Source organism: Saccharopolyspora cebuensis (genome assembly GCF_039542665.1).
Lineage (GTDB): Bacteria > Actinomycetota > Actinomycetes > Mycobacteriales > Pseudonocardiaceae > Saccharopolyspora > Saccharopolyspora cebuensis.
The window spans coordinates 64,175-86,339 of record NZ_BAABII010000026.1 but is presented as its reverse complement, the minus strand read 5'-3'; the positions used below and the strand labels follow the sequence as shown (position 1 = coordinate 86,339).

Sequence of the window (22,165 nt, the reverse complement as noted above, 5' to 3'; positions counted from 1 at the left end):
TCAGGGAGCCGCCAGCAGGTCGGTGATCGCCCGGTTGGCGTCGGTGGTCGCGATGACCACGGACTTCTGCCCGGTGAGGATCGCGGTCATCATGTCCTTCAGCGGGTTCTGCCCGGACTCCACCGCGGCCCACTGCGGGATCGGCGGGGTCACCGCACCGGCCTTGGACGCGGTCGCCATCGCGGCGCTCACCGGGTCGGTCGCCAGCGCGCTGGTGTCCTGCATGGCGCCGGGCACCACGCCCGACTCGGCGAGCATGGTCTGGTACTTCGGCTCGGTGAGCAGCCGCAGCCAGTCCTTCGCGGCCTCGGCGTCGGCGCTGCCCGCCGGGATGGCGAGGGTGGAGCCGCCGAGGAACACCGGCGCGGTCCCGGCCGGGTCCTTCGAGGGGATCGGGAACGCGGAGCTGATCGCCGCGATGTCCGGGTTGACCTCGGCGGCGGTCTGCACCTCCCAGGGCAGGGCGATCATCATCGCCACGTCGCCCTGGGCGTAGATCTCGGCCTGCTGCGGTTCGGCCTCGTCGGTGTCGGCGGGTGCGGAGGTCCGGGAGTGCTGCACGAGCTGCTGGTAGAACTGCACGCCCTCGCGGGACTCGGGCGTGTCCAGCGCCCCGCGCCAGCGCCCGTCCTGCTCGACCGCGACCTCACCGCCGGAGTCCCAGATGAACGACAGCAGCGCGTACCAGGACTGGCCCGGCAGGTACAGCGACTGGAAGTCGGGGTCGTCGCCGTGGGTCTGCTCCAACCTGGTGATCACGTCCAGCAGCTCCTGCCGGGAGCGGGGCGGCTCGGTGATGCCCGCCTGCTGGAACAGCTCGGTGTTGTAGACCACGACCCGGTTGGCGGCGTAGAACGGCACGCCGTAAGTGCGGTCCTCCCAGGCGCCCGACTCGGCCAGCGCAGGCAGCCACTGGTCGCCGTGCATCGAGGCCTTGTCCTCGGTGAGGTCCAGGAGCGTGCCCTCGGCGGAGAACTGCGGGTTCTGGGTGTTGCCGAGCTCGATGACGTCCGGCGGGTCGTTGCTGGTCAGCGCGGTGGTGAGGCGGTCCTGGATGCCGTTCCACTGCTGGATCTGGTACTCGACGGTCATGCCGGGGTGCGACTTCTCGAACTCCGCGTTGAGCTCGTCGACGAGCGCGTCCGGCGCGGATCCGTCCATCAGCCAGACGGTGAGGGTGTTGTCGCTGCCGCCGCCGGCACCGCCGCACCCGGCCGCCGCGAGGCTTAGCACCGCCCCGGCGGCGAGCGCTCGCCAGGTCCGGGCGGGACTTCGGCGTCGGTGGCGGGACCGCGCCGGGGCGCCGTCGGTGGTCGGCGACGGTCGCCGCGTCGTGGAAGCACGTCTGCTGGAGCAGGTTCGCACCGGGAACCCCTTCCCTCCGCTCCGCCGTGGAGCACTTTGGTGTAGACCAATGCGATGAAGAGTGTGGCCCGGGACACCTGATGTCAAGACCTTTCGGGTGACGCGAGTCGGGCACCGGTGCGGCCGAGCGGTGGGAACCTGGTGGGTCCGGCGTTCGCCCGCACCGGTTTCGGGCATCCTGAACACCTGGGCGATCACCGGTGCGCCGGTCCGCCCGACGGTTCGCGGCAGGAGGAGGAACGATGCTCGACACCCCGGCGACCGGTGGCGCGGACACCCCGGTGCGCGCGCAACGCGAACCGAAGTACTGGGGGCTCAAGCAGCACCTGCTCGACATGCTGCGGTCGCTGCCCCCGGGCTCGCCCATCCCGACCGAGCGCTCGCTGGCCGCCGAGTTCGACGTCTCCCGCACCACCGTGCGCCAAGCCCTCGCCGAGCTGACCGTCGAGGGCAGGCTGCTGCGGGTGCAGGGCAAGGGCACCTTCGCCGCCAAGCCCAAGGTCGCCCAGCGGCTCCAGCTCACCGGCTACACCGAGGACATGCGGGCCCAGGGCAGGCAGCCCGCCTCCCGGCTGCTGGAGGTCGTCGAGGAAGCGGCCGACCGCGAACTCGCCCTCCTGCTGGGCACCAAGCCCGGCGCCGCCGTGCTGCGGCTGCGCCGGTTGCGGCTGGCCGACGGCGAACCGATGGCGATCGAGACCACCCACCTCGCCCTCAGCCGGTTCCGCGGCCTCACCGCCCGCCTCGAATCCGGCGGCTCGCTGTACCAGGTGCTCCGCGACCACTACGGGCTCGAACTCGGGCACGCCGAGGAGACCATCGAGACCGCGCTCGCCAGCCCCGAGGAGGCCGAACTGCTCGGCTCCGAGGTCGGGCTGCCGATGCTGCTGCTGTCCCGGCACTCCTTCGACACCGAGGCGAACCCGGTGGAGTGGGTGCGGTCCATCTACCGAGGGGACAGGTACAAATTCGTAGCCACGCTGAATCCGCCTGCGTAGGAGGTGTTGTGGTCGGGTTGCGTGGCGGTGCGGGTGGCGGAACCTCAGCGGCCTTCTCGCTCCGGGCGCTCATGTACCAACCACGTACACAGCGTCAGGGCGTCCTCGCGAGAAGACCGCTGAGAACCCGCGGCGGTGCAAGCTGCTTAGGTGGGGTGAAGCGAAAGCGGCTTTCGCCGCTTACCTGACGGTGGTGCCGATCGGTGCGTGCGTGGCCTGACCGGGGTCGGGTTCGACGCGCGTGCTGCTTCGCCGCTGGGTGGTCGTGCGGGGTGGAAATCGGGTGGTGGGGTGGTGGGGTCGGTTGACAGGGTGGGTGGTGTGAACGACTCCTGGACCACCACGCCCGTCACCGCCGAACTGCTGCGCGGTGCGCTCGAACTGGAACGGACCGAGCACGGGGTGCTGCCGCACCGGCTGCCCGCCTGGGCCCGCGCGCAGTGCCCCGGCGGGCAGCTCGACCTCCCGGCGGCCCAGCCCTCCGGGGTGCGGCTGGCGCTGCGCACCCGGGCCACGGCCATCGAGCTGGACACCTTGCGCACCGTGGTCGTCTACGAGGGCGCCCCGCGTCGTCCGGAGGGCGTGTACGACCTGCTCGTGGACGGCGAACTCGTCGACCAGTCCCACGTGACCGGCGGCAACGAGCTGGTCCTGGACATGGCCAGGGGTACCGCCGCCGAGACCCGGCCCGGCCCGGTCGGCACCGTCCGGTTCACCGGCCTGCCCGACCGCGACAAGGACGTGGAGATCTGGTTGCCGCAGCACGAGATCACCGAGGTCGTCGGGCTGCGCACCGACGCCCCGGTGGAGCCCGCGCGCGCGGACCGCCGGGTGTGGCTGCACCACGGCAGCTCGATCAGCCACGGCTCCAACGCGGCGAGCCCCAGCACGACCTGGCCCGGCCGGGCCGCCACCCTCGGCGGGGTCGACCTGGTCAACCTGGGCTTCGGCGGGAACGCGATGCTCGACCCGTTCACCGCCCGCGCCATGCGGGACACCCCCGCCGACCTGATCAGCGTCAAGATCGGGATCAACCTGGTCGGCGGCGACCTGATGCGGCTGCGCGCCTTCACCCCGGCGGTGCACGGGTTCCTGGACACGATCCGGGAGGGGCATCCCACCGCGCCGCTGCTGGTCGTCTCGCCGACCCTGTGCCCGATCCACGAGGACACCCCCGGGCCCGGCGCCTTCGACCTCGACGCCCTGAGCGCCGGCGAGCTGCGGTTCCGGGCCACCGGTGATCCCGCGGAGGTCGCCGCCGGGAAGCTCACCCTGAACGTGATCCGCGACGAGCTCGCCCGGATCGTCCGGCAGCGGGCGGCCGACGACCCGAACCTGCACCACCTCGACGGCCGGGAGCTCTACGGCGAAGCCGACCACGCCGAGCTGCCGCTGCCCGACGCGCTCCACCCGGACGCCGCCGCGCACCGCCGCATCGGGGAGCGCTTCGCCGAGCTCGCCTTCGCCGGACCGTTCGCCGGCTGAGCGGTCGCCGCTTGAGGCGTCGTTGATCGACGAGGGCGCGGCGCGTCGATCTCCGGGGTGCCTCGCCGGGCTGGTCACGCCCGGCGAGGCGGCTCGCGGCGGGCGCCCGCGCGCCGTCGCACCGGTGCCCGCCGAAAGCTGGCTTTAAGCCTCTCACCAGGCGTTACAGGTCGTGGGGATGCTCACGATGGCCCCGTTCCGGGGAGAAATCGCGCCTTCCGGCCCGTTGGTACGGGTGGGAGAGAGGGGCGAGATGCGTGGGAGCCAGCGCGAACATGCCTGAGGACAACAGCGGTCGGCCGTCGGGTGATCGACGGCCCGCGGATGCGGCGCGGACCCGGATGCAACCCGTGGTGCCGCGGGTCGACCACGGCCAGGACGAGCGGACCCGGGCCGATCGCGACCGGGGCGCCCCCGACGACCTGCGCGATCGGGACCAGCGCGACCGGGACCAGCGCGACCGGGACCAGCGCGACCGGGACCAGCGGGACCGGGACGAGGACGGCGGCAAGGACGAGAAGGACGAGAAGGACGAGAAGAAGTCCTCGATCAACACCGCCCAGGTCGCGGGCGGTGCGCTGGCCTCGGTCACCGCCGCCTTCCTCGGCTCGCAGCTCGGGGTCGCGGGCACCGTCGTCGGCGCCGCCCTGACCAGCGTGGTGATCACCGTCGGCGGCACGCTCTACCAGCGGTCGCTGGAGAACGCCAGGGACAAGGCCAAGACGGCGGCGGCCAAGGCCGCGGTGGCGCGCGGCAAGCGCGGCACCGCGCTGCACCACGCGAAGGTCAAGGGCCAGGCGGCGGCGATCGAGCAGGCGCGCGAGGACCGGCCCGAGCCGCCCGCCGCCGCGCCGCAGTCACCGCCGGACCCCGACCGGACCAAGCGCATCGCGCTCACCCCGGGTCTCCAGTGGCCCGGCGGCGAGCGGGTCGTCGACGACGGCACCGAGCGCATCGCGGAGCCGACCCGGGTGGTCGCCCCGGTCGGCGGCGAGCAGGCCACCGAGGTCGTCGCGCCGCCGAAGCGGCGCACCAAGCAGCGCTGGACGATGGTGGCCGCCACGTCGGCGCTGGTGTTCGCGATCGGCATGATCGTGGTGACCGGGTTCGAGGGGGTGACCGGCCGCACGCTCTCCGGCGGCACCGGCACCACGATCGGCCAGGTCGTCCGGCCCGGACCGCCGCCACCACCGGAACCCGTCGAGCCGGTGGTGCCGGAGACCACCACCGAGGAGACCGGGACCGACGAGCCGGAACCGAGCGGCGAGACCAGCACCCAGGAACCCACCCGCACCGGGGAGCCGTCCGCCCCCTCGGAGGCCCCGCAGGAGCCGACGCCCACCCAGCAGCCGAGCTCGACGCCGACGCAGGAGCAGACCCCGACCCGGCCGCAGGACGAGCCGTCGGCCGGTCTCGACGGGCAGGGCGAGCTGATCCCCCGCACCGGCGAGTGACCTCCGACCACCCCGCTGCGCCGTCCGGGTGGTGTTGACCGGAGTGAGGGGCACCCTTGCCCAAGTTACTCGGGCAAGGGTGCCCCTCACTCAGTTCACGAACGGGTGCTGGCGGGGGACCTCGGGCGTGCGTGGTCGCGGTTCCCCGGTGGTGGGCGCGGGGGTGGATCGAGGGCTGGTGCGTCCGGTTGGAGCAGTGCGTTGCTGCGGAAGGTGCCGTCCGCTGCGGTGAAAACCACTGCGGCGGGCGGCATTTCGCGTGATCTGCGGCAAAAGACGGATGTGTGCGGGCTGTCCCGTCCGAATACTGATTCGCCGACGGGGGCTGAGATCCATCTCACGAAGAGGGAGCAGCAGATGAGACGCACGCTCGCGGCCCGGATCGCCGGGTCCGTGGTGCTGGCAGCGGGGACGGTCATCGCCACCACGATGCCCGCCACCGCCACCACGACTGACGCGCCGACGCCCACCACGGCCGACGCGCCCGCGGTCACCATGCTCGACGCCATGCAGCGGGACCTCGGTCTCGACCGGCAGCAGGCGCAGACCCGGATCGACCAGGAGTCCGTCGCCAACCGCGCCAACGAGGTGTTGCGCGAGGCGCTCGGCGCGGACTTCGGCGGATCGCACTTCGACGCCCAGCGGGGCAAGCTCGTCGTCGGCGTCACCGACGCCGCCCAGTTCGACGTGGTCCGCGACGCGGGCGCCGCGGCACGCCTGGTCGACCACACCGTCGCCGACCTCGGTGCCGTCGTCGACGGGCTCAACGCCGACAGCGGTCAGGCACCCGCCTCCGTCACCGGCTGGTACGCCGACACCACGGCCAACACCGTGGTGCTGACCACCAAGCCGGGCACCGCGGCCGAGGCCGAGCGGTTCGTCGAGGCGGCCGAGGTCGACGGCACCGCGGTCGACGTCGTCGAATCCGAGGAGGCGCCCCGGGCGCTGGCCGACGTGATCGGCGGCAACGCCTACTACACCGGCGGTGGCGGCCGGTGCTCGATCGGCTTCTCGGTGCAGGGCGGCTTCGTCACCGCCGGGCACTGCGGTTCGGTCGGCACCTCGACCTCCCAGCCGAGCGGCACCGTGGCCGGGTCCTCGTTCCCCGGCAACGACTACGGCTTCGTCCGCACCAGCGCCGGGGAGACCCCGCGTCCGCTGGTGAACAACTACCGCGGTGGCACCGTCGGCGTCTCCGGTTCGACCGAGTCGGCCGTGGGCTCGTCGATCTGCCGCTCCGGTTCCACCACCGGCTGGCACTGCGGCACGGTCGAGGCCAAGAACCAGACCGTGCGCTACTCGCAGGGCGCCGTCTACGGCCTGACCCGCACCAACGTCTGCGCCGAGCCGGGCGACTCCGGCGGCTCCTGGCTGACCGGCAGCCAGGCCCAGGGCGTCACCTCCGGTGGCTCCGGCAACTGCACCTGGGGCGGCACCACCTACTTCCAGCCCGTCAACGAGATCCTCAACGCCTACGGCCTGCGACTGCTCACCCAGTGATCGCACCGGGCGGGCCCGGCATCCGTCCGGGCCCGCCACCCGGGTGAACTTTTTCCGAGTGAGGGGCACCCTGTACCGCGTCACCGGGTACAGGGTGCCCCTCACTCATCTCCGGATCGGGTGATACCCGCGGTGTTGGGCCGGGCGAGTCGTGCGCTCAGGGCAGGCGGGAGCGGAGGTGCTGGGCCGCCGCGCGGGGGTCCTCGGCCTCGGTGATCGCGCGCACCACCACGACCCGCTTCGCCCCGGCGATCACCACGTCGTCGACGGTGGACGCGTCGATGCCGCCGATGGCGAACCACGGGCGCCCGTGACCGCGGTGCCCCGCGGTGTGGCGGACCAGGTCGAGGCCCGCGGCGGGGCGTCCGGGCTTGGTCGGCGTGGTCCACACCGGCCCGGTGCAGAAGTAGTCCACGCCGGCCTCGGTGGCGGCGGAATCGGCCTGCACCACGTCGTGCGTGGACCGGCCGATCGCCACGTGCTCGCCGAGCACCCGGCGGGCCAGCTCCACCGGGATGTCGTCCTGCCCGAGGTGCAGCACGTCGGCGTCGGCGGCCAGCGCCACGTCGGCCCGGTCGTTGACCGCCAGCAGCGCGCCGTGCCTGCGGCAGGCGTCGGCCAGCACCTCCAGCGCGGCGAGCTCCTGCCGGGCCTCCAGCGGCGCGCCGTCGGTCTTGTCGCGGAGCTGGATGATGTCGACTCCGCCGTCCAGCGCGGCGTCGGCGAACTCGGCGAGATCACCGCGTTCGGTGCGGGCATCGGTGCACAGGTACAACGCGGCTTCGTCGAGGCGGGCGCGAATGCCGTGGCCGTCCAATCCGGGCATGCGCCCGAGGGTAGCCCCTGGCGGTCCCGGTCCGGACCGCCTCGACCGCCGCGGCTCACACCATCCGGTGAACCCGGTACGGTGGTGGGTGGTGAGCACGGGAGCCCGACCGGGCTGAGAGGGGGCAGCGCCCCGACCGTCGAACCTGATCCGGGTCATGCCGGCGCAGGGAGCGTGGAGTGGCTGAGCAGCGCAGCGAGCGGATCGCCGTCGTGGGCGGCGGCGTCATCGGGCTGTCCGTCGCGTGGCGGCTGGCCGCCGACGGCCACCGCATCCGGTTGATCGATCCCGCACCGGCCTCGGGCGCGTCGCACGTGGCGGGCGGGATGCTCGCCCCGCTGGCCGAGGCGTGGCCCGGCGAGGAAGGCCTGCTCGACCTCGGTTCGGCCTCGCTGGCCCGCTGGCCCGACTTCGCCGACGACCTCGCCGCCGCCGCCCGGCTGCCCTCCGGGCTCCGCCGCGAAGGCACCCTGGTGGTGGGCGTGGACAGCGCCGACCGCGCCGAGCTCGGCGCCCTCGCCGACTACCTCGCGGGCCTCGGCCGGGGCGTGACCGCGCTGTCCGGTCGCGAGGCCCGGCGCCTGGAACCCGCCCTCGGCCCCTCGGTGCGCGCCGCGCTGGAGGTGCCCGGCGACCTCGCCGTGGACAACCGCGCGACCCTGCGCGCGCTGCACGCCGCCGCCTCCGCCGCCGGGGTCGAGTTCCTCGCCGCGCGGGCCGAGGAGGTGCGCGCCGGTCAGGTGGTGCTCGCCGAGTCCACCGTGGACTGCGACGCGGTGGTGCTGGCCGCGGGCGCGCACTCCGCCGAGCTGCACCCGCTGCTGCGCGGTCGGCTCCGCCCCGTCAAGGGCGAGATCCTGCGGCTGCGGGCCCGGCCCGGTGCGCTGCCGCCGCCGCGCCGCACCGTGCGCGGACCGGTGCGGGGCAGGCAGACCTACCTGGTGCCGCGCGACGACGGACTGGTGCTCGGCGCCACCCAGCAGGAGGTCGGCTTCGACACCCGGGTCACCGTCGGGGGCGTCCGCGACCTCATCGCCGACGCCGAACGCCTGGTCCCGGCACTGGCCGAGTACGAGCTCGCCGAGGCCGTCGCCGGACTGCGCCCCGGCACCGAGGACAACGTGCCGATGATCGGCGAGCTCGAACCGGGGCTGGTCGTGGCCACCGGGCACCACCGGGGCGGCTTCCTGCTCGCCCCGATCACCGCCGACGCGGTGGTCGCGCTGCTGCGCGGCGCGGACCCACCGCCGCAGGCACGAGCCGCCGACCTGCGTCGACCGGGAGGTATCCCATGCACGTCGTGATCAACGGGCAGCAGCGCGCGATCGCCGAGGGCGGCACCCTCGCCGACGCGCTCGCGGACTACGGGGTGGCCGACAAGGGCGTCGCCGTCGCCCTCGACGGGGCGGTGGTGCCGCGCGCCACCTGGCCGGCGACCGAGCTGCGCCCCGGCGCCGTGATCGAAGTCCTCACCGCTGTGCAAGGAGGCTGACATGGACGATCCGCTGGTGATCGCCGGGCGCGAGTTCGGCTCGCGGCTGATCACGGGGACCGGAGGGGCGACCAACCTGTCGGTGCTGGAGCGCGCGCTGCTCGCCTCCGGCACCGAGCTGACCACCGTCGCGATGCGCCGTGCCGACGCCGCGGGCGGCCCCGGGGTGCTGGACCTGCTCGGCAGGCTCGGCATCGAACCGCTGCCGAACACGGCGGGCTGCCGCACCGCGGCCGAGGCGGTGCTCACCGCCCGGCTCGCCCGCGAAGCCCTCGGCACGAGCTGGGTCAAGCTGGAGGTCGTCGCCGACGAGGACACCTTGCTGCCGGACCCGGTGGAGCTCCTGGACGGCGCCGAGCAGCTCGTCGACGACGGCTTCACCGTCCTGGCCTACACCAACGACGACCCGGTGCTGGCCCGCAAGCTGGAGGACACCGGCTGCGCGGCCGTCATGCCGCTGGGTTCGCCGATCGGCACCGGCCTGGGCATCCGCAACCCGCACAACATCGAGATGATCGTGGCCCGCGCCGGGGTGCCGATCGTCCTCGACGCGGGCATCGGCACCGCCTCCGACGCCGCCCTGGCGATGGAGCTCGGCTGCGACGCGGTGCTGCTGGCCACCGCCGTCACCCGCGCCCAGGACCCGGAGCGGATGGCCGCCGCGATGCGCGCCGCGGTCGACGCGGGCCGCCTGGCCCGGGGCGCGGGCCGCATCCCGCAGCGCTTCTGGGCCCAGGCCTCCAGCCCCGACCCGGACTGACGGCCCCACCACCCGGCCCGGCCCCCGCCACGCCCGGCCGCCACGCCCGGGTGATCGACGCCAGGTGAGGGGCACCCTCACTCAGTTCCCATCCGGGTGAGCCGCTTCGCGGTGGGTCGGAACCGGCGCTCACGTTCGGGTGAAGCCGAGGTAGGTGAGGGGCACCCTTGTCCGAGTTACTTGGGCAAGGGTGCCCCTCACTCAGTTCCCATTCGGGTGAGCGGCTTCGTGGTGGGTCGGAACTGGCGCTCACGTTCGGGTGGAGTCGACGTAGGTGAGGGGCACCCTGTACCCAGTGACTTGGTACAGGGCGCCCCTCACTCATGTCACGGACGGGTGAGAGCTCGCCGCTTCGGGGCGGTCAGCGGATGTGGAGGCGTTCGGTGCGGACGAAGGAGATCGTGTAGCTCTTCCACGGGTTGTCGTAGCCCAGGGTGCGGTCGATGGCCGCGCGGGCGTGGAGGGCGTTCTCGATCAGCGAGCTGGCCAGCAGCTCGGTCGCCGGGGCGCTGCCCGCCGGGACGTCCGGGACGGTCGCGGTGGCCTTGCCCGCCAGCATGTCGTCCACCGCGCGCAGCGCGGGCACCGCCACCGCCCGCTCCTCCTCGGGGCGGAAGGCGAGGGTGGCGACGTCCTGGCGCAGCGCGTCGAGGGCGATGGCCGCCGAGCGGGTGGCGCGGTCGTCGTCGGTCTCCTCGCCGGTGCCGTCCAGCAGTGCGGGCATCCCGAGCAGGTCCTGGGTGCGGCGCAGCGCGAGCACGTGCGCCGACTGCAACGCCGCGCGCAGGTCCACGCCGCGCCCGGCGGCGCGCACGCTGCGCAGCAGCTCCGACACCGACCACACCGTTGAGCGCACCGATCCGCGCACGTCCGGCAGGATGCTGCTGGGCAGCACCAGGTACGACACGTACCCGACGATCAGCGCGACCGCCGCGCCCACGGCGGTGTTGGCCGCGAAGCTGATCGCCACGTTCACCAGGTCGCGGTCCAGCTTCATCGCTTGGTCCACGACGGTCACCACGATCAGGCAGCCGAGCAGCGCCGTGGAATCGGTGCGCAGCCGCTCCATGTTCATCAGCATCCCGCCGATGACCAGCGGCACCAGCAGGAACGCCCCCGGCACGGTGGTGATCACCAGCGCCAGCAGCACCACGCCGAGCACCGCGCCGCCGGTGCGCTCCAGCGCGCCGGTCATGCTGTCCCGCGCCGCCGGTTGCAGCACCACGTACAGCGCGAGCAGCAGGCTCGACGCCGACGGGTCGTCGATCAGCAGCACGACCACCATGCCGACCGACACCGCGAGGGTGCAGCGCAAGGCGTGCCGGAACAGCGAGGAGCGCAGCGACAGGTGCGCCCGGACCGCGCCGAGCACCCGTTCCTTCCGGGCTCCCGGGGCGGGCGGGGTCGCGGCGGTGTCGTCGCGCCGCACCACCGCCGCGCGGATCCGGTCCAGGCCCTCGTTGACGCCCTGGAGCGCGGCGGGCACGTCCTGCCTGCCGCCGCGGGCGAGCACCGCCTGCGCCGGATCGCGGCGGGCCTGCGGCGGCAGCCCGGTGCAGGCGCGGGAGCGGACCGCGGTGGCCAGTTCGGCGGCGACCGCGTCGGCCTCGGCCACGATCGCGCGCAACCGCTCCGCCTCGGTCCGGTCGCTCTGCTGGGCCTGGGCGAGCAGCGTCTCCCGCGCCGCGCGGAACCGGGACGCCCCGGCCAGCACCTGACCGAGCCAGGTGCTCGACCCGTCGGCCCGCCACGCCGAGGCGGCCAGCTCGACGACGCCCGGCCCCGGTTCCAGCAGCGTCCGCGCCACCGCCACCCGGGTGGCCCGGGTCGGGTCGCTGAGCCCGACGAGGACCCGCAGGACCAGGGCGAACGCGGCGCCGCCCCCGGCCGCGGCGAACAGCATCCAGGCGGGCTGGTCGCCGCCGATGCCGGTGGTCGTGGCGACGATGGTCGCGGCGGCGAAGGTCTGCCCGCCGATCCGGTAGTACTCGCCGAGCGCGGGCAGCATCCCGGTGCCGAAGACGACGGCCGCCACCAGCAGCCCGGCCAGCACCGGGATGCCCGAGGCCAGCGGGCCGATCGCCATCACCAGCACCAGCGCGGGGGTGAACCAGGCGAACCGGTGCAGGTCGGAGCGCAGCGACTGGCCGCCGGAGGCGACCAGGGCGAACACGGCGGTGAGCCCGGCCAGCAGCGCCGGGGTGTGCAGGTCGAACAGCCAGCCGATCGCCGTGCCCGCGACCACGGCCACGAGGACGAGCACCGCGAACTGGCGCTGCCTCGGATCGGGCGCACCGGCCTCGGTCGCCATCCGCTGGCGGACCTTGGTCATCACCGATGTAGCCACGCTGTCGCCAACCCCTGTCGTCGTCGGGCGCGCAGCTCTCCCAGAATCGTGCGTTGGCGTGAGCATCGCTCGGAGGGCATACGCGCTTCTCATCCTCCCTGTCGCCGCGCCACGCCCGCCCGGTTACAGGTCAGCGAGGAAAATCACTCGGACAGCCGGTGATGTCGCCGCAGCGCGGGGTCGGATCGAGCCCGGATCAGATCGAACGCGGGCTGATCCGCCAGAACGTCGACACCGGACCGATCCCGGCGCCCAGCGGGTAGGCGTGCTCCACGCTGCGGGTGACGAACCGCTTGCCCATCCGCACCGCCTCCGGCATCGCGGCGCCCTTGGCCAGCGCGGCGGTGATGGCGGAGGCGAACACGTCACCCGCGCCGTGGGTGTGCGCGGTGGCGTAGCGCGGGGCGGACAGCGGGACCGCCTCGGTGCCGTCGAAGAGCAGGTCCACGCACTCGGGGTCGTCCGGCAGGTGGCCGCTCTTGATCAGCACCCAGCGCGGGCCGAAGTCGTGGACGGCCTTCGCCGCGTCCAGCAGGTCCGAGCGGGTGCGGGCGTCGATGCCGGTCAGCAACCGCACCTCGTCGAGGTTCGGGGTGACCAGGGTGGCGCGCGGGAAGGCCTCGTGGCGCAGCGCGTCGAGCGCGTCGGCGCGCAGCAGCGGCTCACCGCTGCGGGACGCCGCGACCGGATCGACGACGAACGGGGTCGGTCCGCCGCCGCCGATGCCGTGCCGGTCGCACGCCTCCAGCACCGCTTCGATGGTCGCGGCCGAGGCCAGCACGCCGGTCTTCGCCGCGCCCACGCCGATGTCGCCGGCCACCGCGTCGATCTGCGCCGCGACGGTCTCCGGCGGGATCTCCACCAGGCCGCTCACGCCCACCGTGTTCTGCACGGTGACCGCCGTGACGGCCGTCATGCCGTGCACCCCGCAGGAGAAGAAGGCGCGCAGGTCGGCGTGCATGCCCGCGCTGCCGCCCGAGTCCGATCCGGCGATGGTGAGCGCGGTCGGCGGGGCGGGGTCGTCGGCGGGTTCGGTCGGGTGCATCGGGTCCATGTTAGTGCCCGGCGTGGATCGAGGTGGGCGCCCGCCGACGCCGGGAACGACGTCGGCGGGCGCGGGGACCTCAGTCGACGAGCGGCAGCTCGGCGCGCCGGATGTCCTGGCTGATCCGCATCGAGCAGAACTTCGGCCCGCACATCGAGCAGAACTGCGCCGACTTGGCGGGTTCGGCGGGCAGCGTCTCGTCGTGGAAGGCGCACGCCGTGTCCGGGTCCAGCGCCAGCGCGAACTGGTCGCGCCAGCGGAACTCGAACCGCGCCCGGGACAGCGCGTCGTCCCGCTGCTGCGCCCTCGGGTGCCCCTTGGCCAGGTCTGCGGCGTGCGCGGCGATCTTGTAGGTGATCACGCCCGTCTTGACGTCGTCGCGGTCGGGCAGGCCCAGGTGCTCCTTCGGCGTCACGTAGCAGAGCATCGCGGTGCCCGCCTGGGCGATCACCGCCGCGCCGATCCCCGAGGTGATGTGGTCGTAGCCGGGGGCGATGTCGGTGGTCAGCGGGCCGAGCGTGTAGAACGGCGCCTCACCGCACAGCTCCTCCTCGCGGCGCACGTTCTCCGCCACCAGGTGCAGCGGCACGTGCCCGGGGCCCTCGATCATCACCTGCACCTCGTGGTCCCGGGCGAGGGCGCTGAGCTCGCCGAGGGTCTCCAGCTCGGCGAACTGGGCCCGGTCGTTGGCGTCGGCGACCGAGCCGGGGCGCAGCCCGTCGCCCAGCGAGAACGTGACGTCGTAGCCGCGCAGGATCTCGCACAGCTCGCCGAAGTGCTCGTACAGGAAGCTCTCCCGCCGGTGCGCCTGGCACCACGCCGCCATGATCGCCCCGCCGCGCGAGACGATCCCGGTGACCCGGCGCGCGGTCAGCGGCACGTACCGGCGCAGCACCCCGGCGTGCACCGTCATGTAGTCCACGCCCTGCTCGCACTGCTCGATCACGACGTCGCGGTACAGCTCCCAGGTCAGCTTCTCCGGATCGCCGTCGACCCGTTCCAACGCCTGGTAGATCGGCACCGTGCCCACCGGCACCGGCGAGTTGCGCAGCACCCGCTCCCGCGTCTCGTGGATGCGCTTGCCGGTGGACAGGTCCATCACGGTGTCGGCGCCCCAGCGGGTCGCCCACACCATCTTCTCGACCTCCTCCTCGACCGAGGAGGTCACCGCGGAGTTGCCGATGTTGGCGTTGACCTTCACCAGGAACTTCTTGCCGATCACCATCGGCTCGGACTCCGGGTGGCGGCGGTTCACCGGGATCACCGCCCGGCCCCGCGCCACCTCGTCGCGCACCAGCTCGGGCGGGACGCCTTCGCGGAGCGCGGCGAATTCCATCTCCCGGGTGATCACCCCGGCCCGCGCCCAGCCCAACTGGGTGCGGTGCTCCCCGCGGTCCCAGGCTTCCCGGGTGCGGGGCAGTCCGGCGTGGACGTCGATGGTCGCGGTCTCGTCGGTGTAAGGCCCCGACGTGTCGTACACGTCGAGGTGCTCGTCGTTGGACAGGTGGATCCGCCGCTGCGGCACCCGCAGGTCGGCGTGTTCGAGGTGGATCTTGTGGGATCCCGTGATGGGTCCGGTGGTCACAGTGCGCGAGTCGGCCACGGCCGTCACTCCCTACGCCGGCATTATCCGGTCAGGTTCAGCGGTCGGCGGCGCCGTTGAGCCACCCTCTCAGCCCGCCAAGGTGCGAGCTCCCGCGAGGTTTGCGTGCCAGAGCGTAGCGCCCGTACCGGGCGGTGCCTAGGGGGTCGGCGGTCCCGTGGCCCGTTCGGACGCACCCGGCCCTCACTCAGGGGTTCTCTCAGAATGCGGCGGAGCCGCATGCGGTGAGGCGCAACCGGCACCGCCGCCCGAGCTCGGACGGTGCCGCTCAGCGGTCTTCTCGCGAGGACAGCCGTGACGCCGTGTACGTCGTGGGTACCTCGCCGAACGGCTCCCGCAGCGAGAAGCCCGCTGAGGTTCCGCCACGCAGACCATTAGCGAAAGCGGTCCTCAGGTGTCCAACGGGAGTGCGGTGGGCCGGGGTCAGTCCTCGTCGGCGAAGGGGTCGCCGTGGGTGGCCGGGTCCCAGGACAGGCCGGGCACGCCCCAGCCGTTGCGCTTGACGGTCTTCTTCGCGGCGCGCGCGTGGCGGCCGACGAGCCGTTCCACGTAGAGGTGGCCGTCGAGGTGGTCGGTCTCGTGCTGGAGGCAGCGGGCGAAGAAACCGGTGCCCTCCACGGTGATCGGCGATCCGTCCACATCGGAGCCGGTGACCTCGGCCCAGGCGGCGCGGCCGGTCGGGAAGGACTCGCCGGGGACCGACAGGCAGCCCTCCCAGTCCGCGTCCGGGTCCGGCATGGTCTCCGGGACCTCCGAGGTCCGCAGCTGCGGGTTGACCACCACGCCGCGGTGCCGGACCCCCTCGTCGTCCGGGCAGTCGTAGACGAACAGCCGCAGGTCCACGCCGATCTGGTTGGCCGCGAGCCCGGCCCCGTTGGCCGCCGCCAACGTCTCGAACATGTCCTCGACCAGAGCGCGCAGCTCGTCGTCGAAGTCCTCCACCGGACGGGTGGCGTTGTGCAGCACCGGGTCGCCGATGACGCGGATCGGATGAACGGCCATGCCCGGGACCTTATCGTCGCCCACGACCTGCTCGCGCGCGGCCGATGCGCGGACGAAGTCGATCAGTCCGTGGTGTAATCGGGGGGTGCCGAATCACAGCTCTGTGATTCGGTCGAAGCGGGGAACCCCCGATCGCGAGAGCGCTGATCGCGAGGAGACAGCCCAAGGCGAGGAGCACCGATGGACGCCGCCCAGATGCTGACCGCGCACGAGATCGCCCGCCAGTGCGAGCAGCTCGCCCACCTCCAACAGGCCCAACCGGCGGGACGTCGGCTGCGCCTCGCCGAGCCGATCACCCAGCCGATCGAGCGGATCGTCGAGGAACCCGCGGAGGAGCCGCTGCGCGCCCCGCGCCGCGACGGCGAGCTCGACGACCGGGAACGCGGTGTCCTGGCCTTCGAGCGGCAGTGGTGGAAGCACTCCGGCAGCAAGGAACGCGCCATCCGCGAGCTGTTCGACATGTCGGCGTCGCGCTACTACCAGCTCCTCAACGCGCTCCTCGACGATCCGGCCGCCTCCGAGGCGGATCCCATGCTGATCAAACGACTGCGCAAGGCGCGGGCGAGCAGGCAGCGGGCTCGGGCCGCGCACCGACTGGGAATCGAGTTGCACTGATGACATCCGCCGAACCCCCCACGGGTCCGTCCAGGAACGCGATCGCCGGTTACGGGCTGATCGGTGCGGGCGCGGTCGCCGCCGTCATCGGCGTCGTCACGCTGGCTTCCGGCGGGCAGGCGGAGAATTCGGCCCAACCGCCGCGCCCGGCGGCGGCCACCTCCTCGCCCGAGGCCGACCCGCCCGCACCGCCCCCGCCCGAGGACCCCGCCGCCGAGGACCCGCCCGCCGACGAGCCGCCCACGTCGTCGGCGGCCCAGCAGCCGCCCGCGCCGCCGCAGCGCCCGCCGGAGACCATCGCGCCGCCGCCGCAGTCGCAGCCGCGAATCCTGGTGCGGGTCTACAACAACAGCACCATCGAGGGCCTCGCCCAGCGCGCCGCCGACGACCTGCTCACCGCCGGGTACGAGGTCCCCGACGTCGGCAACTACGCGCGCGGCATCGTGCCCACCACCACGGTCTACTACCGGGAGGGCACTGGCGAGAAGGCGCAGGCCGAGGAGATCGCCCGGGCGCTCGGCGCCCGCGTGGCGCCGCGCTTCGACGGCATCCAGGACGCCACACCGGGGTTGATCGCGATCATCACGAATGACTACCAAGGCGGCATCACCGGCAAGTGATCGTCTGGCGGGTGGTCGTCCGGACCGTGGTCCGTTTGGCGCGCGGTGCGGGTGGCGGAACCTCACAGCCTTCTCGCTCCGGGAGCCGCTCCTCATGTACCACCCCGTACACAGCGTCGCGGCTGTCCTCGCGAGAAGGCCGCTGAGAACCCGCGGCGGTGCCGGTTGCGAGGTGGTGCAGTGCGGAAGCGGCTGCGCCGCTTGCCTGACGGGGGTGCCGATCAGCGCGTGCGCGGCGGGGAAGCGGCTTCGCCGCTTGCCTGACGGGGGTTGCGGGTGGCGCAGCACGTCGGCTGCGCCGCTCGCCTGACGGGGATGCCGGTTGCTCGTCCGTGTCGGGGGCGCCGGAACGGGATGTAGGTGAGGGGCACCCTTGTCCCAGTTACTTGGGCAAGGGTGCCCCTCACTCACGTCCCGAACGGGTGAGGGGCACCCTGTACCCCGTCACGTGGTACAGGGTGCCCCTCACTCACTTCCCGGATGGGTGAGGGTTCGGTGCTGGGTGGTGGGTCAGCGCTGTTCGGCGGCGAAGGCTTCGAGGGAGGCTAGCTGGGCGGCGTCCAGGGACGGCCGCACCGCGCGTCGGGCTGCCGCCAGGTGCGCGGCCGAGACCTCGGCGGCGGCCAGCGATTCGCGCATCGCGGTCAGCGCGGCCTCGCGGACCAGGGCCGCGCAGTCGGCCGCCGAGTAGCCGTCCAGGTCGGCGGCCAGCGCGGGCAGGTCGACGTCGTCGGCCAGCGGGGTGTTCTTCGCCGCCGACCGCAGGATCTCCGCGCGGGCCTCGGCGTCCGGTGGCGGCACGTGCACCAGCCGCTCCAGCCGCCCCGGCCGCAGCAGCGCCGGGTCCAGCAGCTCGGGGCGGTTGGTGGCGCCCAGCACCACGACCTCCCGCATCGGTTCGACGCCGTCGAGCTCGGTGAGCAGCGCCGCGACCACCCGGTCGGCCACGCCGGAGTCCGAGGACTGGCCCCGGCGCGGCGCCAGCGCGTCCACCTCGTCGAGGAACACCAACGAGGGCGCGGCGTTCGCGGCGCGCAGGAACAGCTCCCGCACCGCGCGTTCCGACTCGCCGACGAACTTGTCCATCAGCTCGGCGCCCTTGACCACGAACACGTTGAGCCGCCCGGTCCCCGCCAGCGCCCGCACCAGGAACGTCTTGCCGCAGCCCGGCGGGCCGTAGAGCAGCACCCCGCGCGGGGGATCGACGCCGAGCCGGGTGAACGAGTCCGGGTACTGCAGCGGCCACAGCACGGCCTCGGTCAGCGACTGCTTCACCTCGACCATGTCCCCGACGTCGTCCAGCGACAGCCCGCCGGTGCGCAGGCTGTCCGACGCCGACATCGACAGCGGGCGGACCGAGGACACCGCGTCCGCGAGGTCCTGCTGGCGCACCTGCGGCTCGGTGCCGTCCTGGTGCCGCAGCGCCGCGCTCACCGCGGCCTCCCGGCACAGCGCGACGAGGTCCGCCGCGACGAAACCCGGTGCCCGGCCGGCGATGTCGGCCAGGTCGACGTCGGCGGCCAGCGGGGTACCGCGCAGCAGGACGCGCAGCAGCTCGGTGCGCGCGGCGTCGTCGGGCAGTCCGAGCGTCAGCTCCCGGTCGACCAGCCCCGGCTCGCGCAGCCGGGGATCCACCGCGTACGGCTCGGCGCTGGTCACCACCACCGCGAGCCCGGAGGTGCCGAGCGCGCCCCGCAGCGCGTCCAGCGCGACGGTCGCCAGCGGCGGCGGTTCGGACGCGGGCAGCAGGTCCTCGACGTCGGTGAGCAGCAGCACGCAGGTCCGGCCGTCGCGGGTCGCCGCGGTGGCCTTCTCGACCGCCTCGCGCACCCGCGACGCGGCGGCGCGGGCTTCCAGCGCGGCGACGCTCGGCGCGGACAGCTCGACCAGCTCGGCGCCGACCGCGGCGGTCACCGCCCGCGCCAGCGTCGTCTTGCCGACCCCGGGCGGGCCGCTGACCAGCACGCCGAGCTCCGCCGACGCCCCGAGGCGGTGCAGCAGCTCGGGCTGCTCGAAGGACAGCCGCAGCCACTCGGCGAGCCGCCGCGCCGGTTCCCGGGCGCCGACCAGGTCGGCGACGGCGACCGGAGCGGCCGGTTCCGCCGGAGCCGGGGACTCGACGGCCGGGGCGGCCTCGGCTGCGGCGGTGCCGGGTTCGGCGCCCTCCCGCCACTCCACGACGGTGGACGGGCGCATCGCCACCGGGCCGCCCGGGTCGGTGCCCGCGATGGTGATCAGCTCGTTGGTCCAGGTCAGGCCGATCGCGTTGGCGAGCTTGCGGCGCACCTCACCGGCGTTGGCGGCGGTGGCCGGGGCGAGGTCCTGGGGCAGCAGCGAGACGGTGTCGCCGGTGCCGAAGACCTTGCCGGTCAGCGCGAGGCGCACCGTCTCGGGCGCGACCGTGGCGCGGGCCATCCGGGAACCGGCGATCGACACCCGCTTCGCCGCGGCCACCTCGACCGGGGCGACGCCGACCTCGGCGCCCTCGGCCAGCCCGAGGTTCATCAGCGCCACGTCGTCGACCAGCACCACGCCGGTCGGATCGCCGGCCGCGGCGGTGGCCGCGAGCGCGGTGGTGACCCGCGCCCCGGTCAGCCGCACCGCGTCCCACGGGCGCAGCCCCAGCGCGTCGAGCACCTCCGGGTGCAGGCGGACCACCCCGCGCCGGGTGTCCTTGGCGGATGCGGACAGGCGTGCGGTCAAGGTGATGGCGGGCACGGCCCCGAGCCTAGGACCTGCCGCGCGGCGGGTCAGCGCGGAGCCTGCTCGTCCCGGTTCCGCCGCAGCTCCAGCCGTCGCCAGCTCCGCCGCGGGCCGTCCGGCTGGCCGCGGCGGGGGAGCCGGACCCGGCGGGCGGCACCGGCCACCCGGCGCCGCAGCGGCGGGCGCAGGCCGAGCCGCCGCTGGCTGCGCCGCCGCATCGCGCGCCGTTCGCGCGGGGGTGCGCTCCACGCCTCCGGGTGGTTGGCGAGCCAGTGGTGCCGGTACACCGCGTACGGGATGTGCAGCAGGTACACCAGCAGCACGATGACCAGCGAGATCACCGGGAACACCGCGATGCCCCCGGCCGCCACCACGACCAGCACCAGCAGCGGGGCCACGAGCTGCGGCGGCACCTTGGCGGTCTTCAGCGACAACGTCGGCACCCGGCTCACCGCCAGCCCGCCGACCAGCGCCATCCACAGCATGATCACCGCGGGTTCGGACCACCAGCCCTCGCGGCCGAGGTGCGCGGTGATCATCAGCGGGACCAGCACCAGCAGACCGGCGGCCGGGGCGGGGACCCCGACGAAGAACTCCTTGGCGTAAGGCGGCTGCTCGGTGTTGTCGAGCAGCGTGTTGAACCGCGCCAGCCGCAGCACCATGCAGACCGCGTAGATCAGCGCGACGACCCAGCCGACCCGGTTGTCCTGGAGCTGCCAGGCGTAGAGGGTCAGCGCCGGGGCGACGCCGAAGGACATCGCGTCGGACAGCGAGTCCAGCTCGGCGCCCATCCGGGTGGTGGCGTCGAGCAGCCGGGCGAGGCGCCCGTCCAGCCCGTCGAGCAGCGCCGCCGCCGCGACGGCCGCGACGGCCGCGGCGAGCTCGTCGTTGAGCGCGAACTGGATGGCCGACAGCCCCGCGCACATCGCCAGCACCGTGATGGCGTTGGGCAGCAGCCGGACGCCCGGGGTGGTCCGCACGCTCATGACGTTCGCTTCCCCCGCGGCAGCTCGGCGAGGACGGTCTCGCCGCCGACGGTGCGCTGGCCGGGCTCGACCCGCACCCGGCTGCCCACCGGGACGTAGAGGTCCACCCGCGAGCCGAACCGGATCAGCCCGTAGGTGCTGCCGACGTCGACCTGGTCGCCCTCCTCGACGGAGCACACGATGCGGCGCGCGACGAGCCCGGCGATCTGCACCACGGCGACCTCGGTGCCGTCGACGGCGCGGATCACCAGGGAGTTGCGCTCGTTGTCCTCGCTGGCCTTGTCCAGGTCGGCGGAGAGGAACTTGCCCGGGCGGTAGGCGATCCGGTCGATCCGGCCGGCCAGCGGGATGCGCTGCACGTGGACGTCGAAGACGGTGAGGAACGCGCTGATCCGGATCATCGGGGCGGTGCCGAGGTCCAGCTCGGCGGGCGGCACGACCTCCTCGACGTGCGCCACGGTGCCGTCGGCGGGCGCCACCGCGAGCCCTTCACCGCTCGGCGCGGTGCGCCGCGGCTCGCGGAAGAACCACGCGACCCAGGCGGTCAGCACGCCGCCCAGCACCCCGGCCGGACGCCACAGCTTGCGCAGCAGCAGCGTCGCGATCGCTGCTCCGGCGACGAACGGGCGGCCGGCGGGGTGCATCGGCGGGACGGTGTCGCGCGCGAGGCCGGCGAGGTGCGCCGCCATCTTCTTCGGTTCTGTCTCGGTGCTCATCGAGGTACTGCGCCCCTGAGTCGGTGGTCTGGTCCGGCCGACCGCGACCTGCCGCCCGGGGACGGGGGTCGGCGGTGGGGCCGTCGTCGGTACAGCATCTCGGACGCGGCGCGGTGCACGACGACAGGGTGCGGAGTTGATCAAGTACAGAGCGATGACCTGCGCAGATCCGGCCCCGCGAGCACCTCCGGCGGTGCTGCCGCGTCACCCGTCCAGGTGTACCCGACGACCCCTTCGGGGGCCACCACCGCCCCCGTCCGCGCCCTCGCCGGACACGCCCGACCACCTCGAACGCCGAGCCGCCAACCACCCGTTCGAGTCGTGAGTGAGGGGCACCCTTGCCCGAGTAACTGGGGCAAGGGTGCCCCTCACCTGGAACGAAGAGTGCTGGGTCGGGTGGTGGGTGGGCGTGTTGGGCGGCTGCCGGGGTGGGCATGAGTCAGGGGCGGCACCGGCGCCCCCGACGCGCCCGTGCCGCCCCTGACATCCCGGCCGAGAGGCGTCTCCCCGTTGACGCCACCCGGCCTCCCCCGAACGGGTCCGTGCGCCCCCCGACGGCGCACGGCCCCTTGTGGTTCAGTCGCCGCGCCCGATGCGCGGTGCCTACGTGGGGGGAAGGTTGTTGATCGACGTTTCGTTACCTGGTCC

The 22,165-nt window shown here is 73.8% G+C and carries 18 protein-coding genes and 1 riboswitch; of the genes, 9 read left to right on the top strand and 9 right to left on the bottom strand.

Annotated elements, in window-relative coordinates; all coding sequences use genetic code 11:
- A complete protein-coding gene (locus tag ABD976_RS28550; RefSeq protein WP_345368177.1) occupies window positions 1–1,161 on the bottom strand; it encodes an extracellular solute-binding protein in 1,161 nt (386 codons plus the stop codon).
- Between the two features lie 446 nt (window positions 1,162–1,607).
- On the opposite strand from ABD976_RS28550, the gene ABD976_RS28545 reads away from it, so the two are divergent.
- The 4 genes from ABD976_RS28545 to ABD976_RS28530 all read left to right on the top strand — a co-directional run bounded on the left by ABD976_RS28545 (window position 1,608) and on the right by ABD976_RS28530 (window position 6,802).
- Window positions 1,608–2,363 carry a GntR family transcriptional regulator gene (locus ABD976_RS28545; RefSeq protein ID WP_345368176.1) on the top strand — a complete coding sequence of 252 codons (756 nt, stop codon included), beginning with the start codon at window positions 1,608–1,610 and terminating at the stop codon, window positions 2,361–2,363.
- A 321-nt stretch (window positions 2,364–2,684) separates the two neighbouring features.
- The gene (locus tag ABD976_RS28540) at window positions 2,685–3,848 is read left to right on the top strand and encodes a GDSL-type esterase/lipase family protein (protein WP_345368175.1); all 1,164 of its coding nucleotides are present in this window, start codon (window positions 2,685–2,687) and stop codon (window positions 3,846–3,848) included.
- A gap of 275 nt (window positions 3,849–4,123) precedes the next feature.
- The gene (locus tag ABD976_RS28535; protein WP_345368174.1) at window positions 4,124–5,302 is read left to right on the top strand and encodes a hypothetical protein; all 1,179 of its coding nucleotides are present in this window, start codon (window positions 4,124–4,126) and stop codon (window positions 5,300–5,302) included.
- A gap of 357 nt (window positions 5,303–5,659) precedes the next feature.
- Window positions 5,660–6,802 (top strand): S1 family peptidase, encoded by a 1,143-nt coding sequence (locus ABD976_RS28530; protein ID WP_345368173.1) that lies wholly within the window; start codon window positions 5,660–5,662, stop codon window positions 6,800–6,802.
- A 157-nt stretch (window positions 6,803–6,959) separates the two neighbouring features.
- On the opposite strand, the gene thiE is transcribed toward ABD976_RS28530, so the two are convergent.
- Window positions 6,960–7,628 carry a thiamine phosphate synthase gene (gene thiE, locus ABD976_RS28525; RefSeq protein WP_345368172.1) on the bottom strand — a complete coding sequence of 223 codons (669 nt, stop codon included), beginning with the start codon at window positions 7,626–7,628 and terminating at the stop codon, window positions 6,960–6,962.
- Between the two features lie 87 nt (window positions 7,629–7,715).
- Window positions 7,716–7,817: riboswitch (TPP riboswitch) on the top strand.
- Here thiE and thiO point away from each other — a divergent pair.
- The 3 genes from thiO to thiG all read left to right on the top strand — a co-directional run bounded on the left by thiO (window position 7,808) and on the right by thiG (window position 9,880).
- Window positions 7,808–8,932, top strand: a complete 1,125-nt coding sequence (gene thiO / locus ABD976_RS28520) for a glycine oxidase ThiO (RefSeq protein WP_345368171.1) — start codon at window positions 7,808–7,810, stop codon at window positions 8,930–8,932. It overlaps the preceding riboswitch by 10 nt.
- Window positions 8,920–9,120, top strand: coding sequence for a sulfur carrier protein ThiS (thiS, locus tag ABD976_RS28515; RefSeq protein ID WP_345368170.1), 201 nt, complete (start codon window positions 8,920–8,922; stop codon window positions 9,118–9,120). The genes thiO and thiS overlap by 13 nt, the downstream gene beginning before the upstream one ends.
- Window position 9,121: 1 nt before the next feature.
- Entirely contained in the window at window positions 9,122–9,880 is a 759-nt protein-coding gene (gene thiG / locus ABD976_RS28510) for a thiazole synthase (RefSeq protein ID WP_345368169.1), read from the top strand.
- Window positions 9,881–10,241: 361 nt separating this feature from the next.
- Here thiG and ABD976_RS28505 read toward each other — a convergent pair whose 3' ends face one another.
- The 4 genes from ABD976_RS28505 to ABD976_RS28490 form a co-directional block, all read right to left on the bottom strand.
- On the bottom strand, window positions 10,242–12,227 hold the full coding sequence (locus tag ABD976_RS28505; RefSeq protein ID WP_345368168.1) for an FUSC family protein: 1,986 nt from the start codon (window positions 12,225–12,227) through the stop codon (window positions 10,242–10,244).
- 196 nt (window positions 12,228–12,423) lie between these two features.
- Window positions 12,424–13,272, bottom strand: coding sequence for a bifunctional hydroxymethylpyrimidine kinase/phosphomethylpyrimidine kinase (thiD, locus tag ABD976_RS28500; RefSeq protein WP_345368167.1), 849 nt, complete (start codon window positions 13,270–13,272; stop codon window positions 12,424–12,426).
- A gap of 79 nt (window positions 13,273–13,351) precedes the next feature.
- Window positions 13,352–14,875, bottom strand: a complete 1,524-nt coding sequence (gene thiC / locus ABD976_RS28495; RefSeq protein ID WP_369774967.1) for a phosphomethylpyrimidine synthase ThiC — start codon at window positions 14,873–14,875, stop codon at window positions 13,352–13,354.
- Window positions 14,876–15,298: 423 nt separating this feature from the next.
- Window positions 15,299–15,877: a peptide deformylase gene (locus tag ABD976_RS28490; protein WP_345368165.1), complete on the bottom strand. Its 579-nt coding sequence runs from the start codon at window positions 15,875–15,877 to the stop codon at window positions 15,299–15,301.
- A gap of 339 nt (window positions 15,878–16,216) precedes the next feature.
- On the opposite strand from ABD976_RS28490, the gene ABD976_RS28485 reads away from it, so the two are divergent.
- Together ABD976_RS28485 and ABD976_RS28480 are read left to right on the top strand one after the other, a co-directional pair.
- A complete protein-coding gene (locus tag ABD976_RS28485; RefSeq protein WP_345368223.1) occupies window positions 16,217–16,492 on the top strand; it encodes a DUF3263 domain-containing protein in 276 nt (91 codons plus the stop codon).
- A complete protein-coding gene (locus tag ABD976_RS28480; RefSeq protein WP_345368164.1) occupies window positions 16,492–17,112 on the top strand; it encodes a LytR C-terminal domain-containing protein in 621 nt (206 codons plus the stop codon). The genes ABD976_RS28485 and ABD976_RS28480 overlap by 1 nt, the downstream gene beginning before the upstream one ends.
- 510 nt (window positions 17,113–17,622) lie before the next feature.
- On the opposite strand, the gene ABD976_RS28475 is transcribed toward ABD976_RS28480, so the two are convergent.
- The 3 genes from ABD976_RS28475 to ABD976_RS28465 are packed head-to-tail and all read right to left on the bottom strand — an operon-like array spanning window position 17,623 to window position 21,517.
- A complete protein-coding gene (locus ABD976_RS28475; protein ID WP_345368163.1) occupies window positions 17,623–19,830 on the bottom strand; it encodes an AAA family ATPase in 2,208 nt (735 codons plus the stop codon).
- 32 nt (window positions 19,831–19,862) lie between these two features.
- Window positions 19,863–20,801 carry a CDP-diacylglycerol--serine O-phosphatidyltransferase gene (gene pssA / locus ABD976_RS28470; RefSeq protein WP_345368162.1) on the bottom strand — a complete coding sequence of 313 codons (939 nt, stop codon included), beginning with the start codon at window positions 20,799–20,801 and terminating at the stop codon, window positions 19,863–19,865.
- Window positions 20,798–21,517, bottom strand: a complete 720-nt coding sequence (locus ABD976_RS28465) for a phosphatidylserine decarboxylase (RefSeq protein ID WP_345368161.1) — start codon at window positions 21,515–21,517, stop codon at window positions 20,798–20,800. Before ABD976_RS28465 ends, pssA begins: the two co-directional genes overlap by 4 nt.
- Window positions 21,518–22,165 lie beyond the last annotated feature (648 nt).

Coding starts and splice junctions, on each gene's coding strand:
- ABD976_RS28550 (WP_345368177.1), bottom strand. CDS start 1,161: ATGGACGGATCCGCGCCGGACGCGCTCGTCGACGAGCTCAACGCGGAG.
- ABD976_RS28545 (WP_345368176.1), top strand. CDS start 1,608: ATGCTCGACACCCCGGCGACCGGTGGCGCGGACACCCCGGTGCGCGCG.
- ABD976_RS28535 (WP_345368174.1), top strand. CDS start 4,124: ATGCCTGAGGACAACAGCGGTCGGCCGTCGGGTGATCGACGGCCCGCG.
- ABD976_RS28530 (WP_345368173.1), top strand. CDS start 5,660: ATGAGACGCACGCTCGCGGCCCGGATCGCCGGGTCCGTGGTGCTGGCA.
- thiE (WP_345368172.1), bottom strand. CDS start 7,628: ATGCCCGGATTGGACGGCCACGGCATTCGCGCCCGCCTCGACGAAGCC.
- thiS (WP_345368170.1), top strand. CDS start 8,920: ATGCACGTCGTGATCAACGGGCAGCAGCGCGCGATCGCCGAGGGCGGC.
- thiG (WP_345368169.1), top strand. CDS start 9,122: ATGGACGATCCGCTGGTGATCGCCGGGCGCGAGTTCGGCTCGCGGCTG.
- thiD (WP_345368167.1), bottom strand. CDS start 13,272: ATGCACCCGACCGAACCCGCCGACGACCCCGCCCCGCCGACCGCGCTC.
- ABD976_RS28490 (WP_345368165.1), bottom strand. CDS start 15,877: ATGGCCGTTCATCCGATCCGCGTCATCGGCGACCCGGTGCTGCACAAC.
- ABD976_RS28480 (WP_345368164.1), top strand. CDS start 16,492: ATGACATCCGCCGAACCCCCCACGGGTCCGTCCAGGAACGCGATCGCC.
- pssA (WP_345368162.1), bottom strand. CDS start 20,801: ATGAGCGTGCGGACCACCCCGGGCGTCCGGCTGCTGCCCAACGCCATC.
- ABD976_RS28465 (WP_345368161.1), bottom strand. CDS start 21,517: ATGAGCACCGAGACAGAACCGAAGAAGATGGCGGCGCACCTCGCCGGC.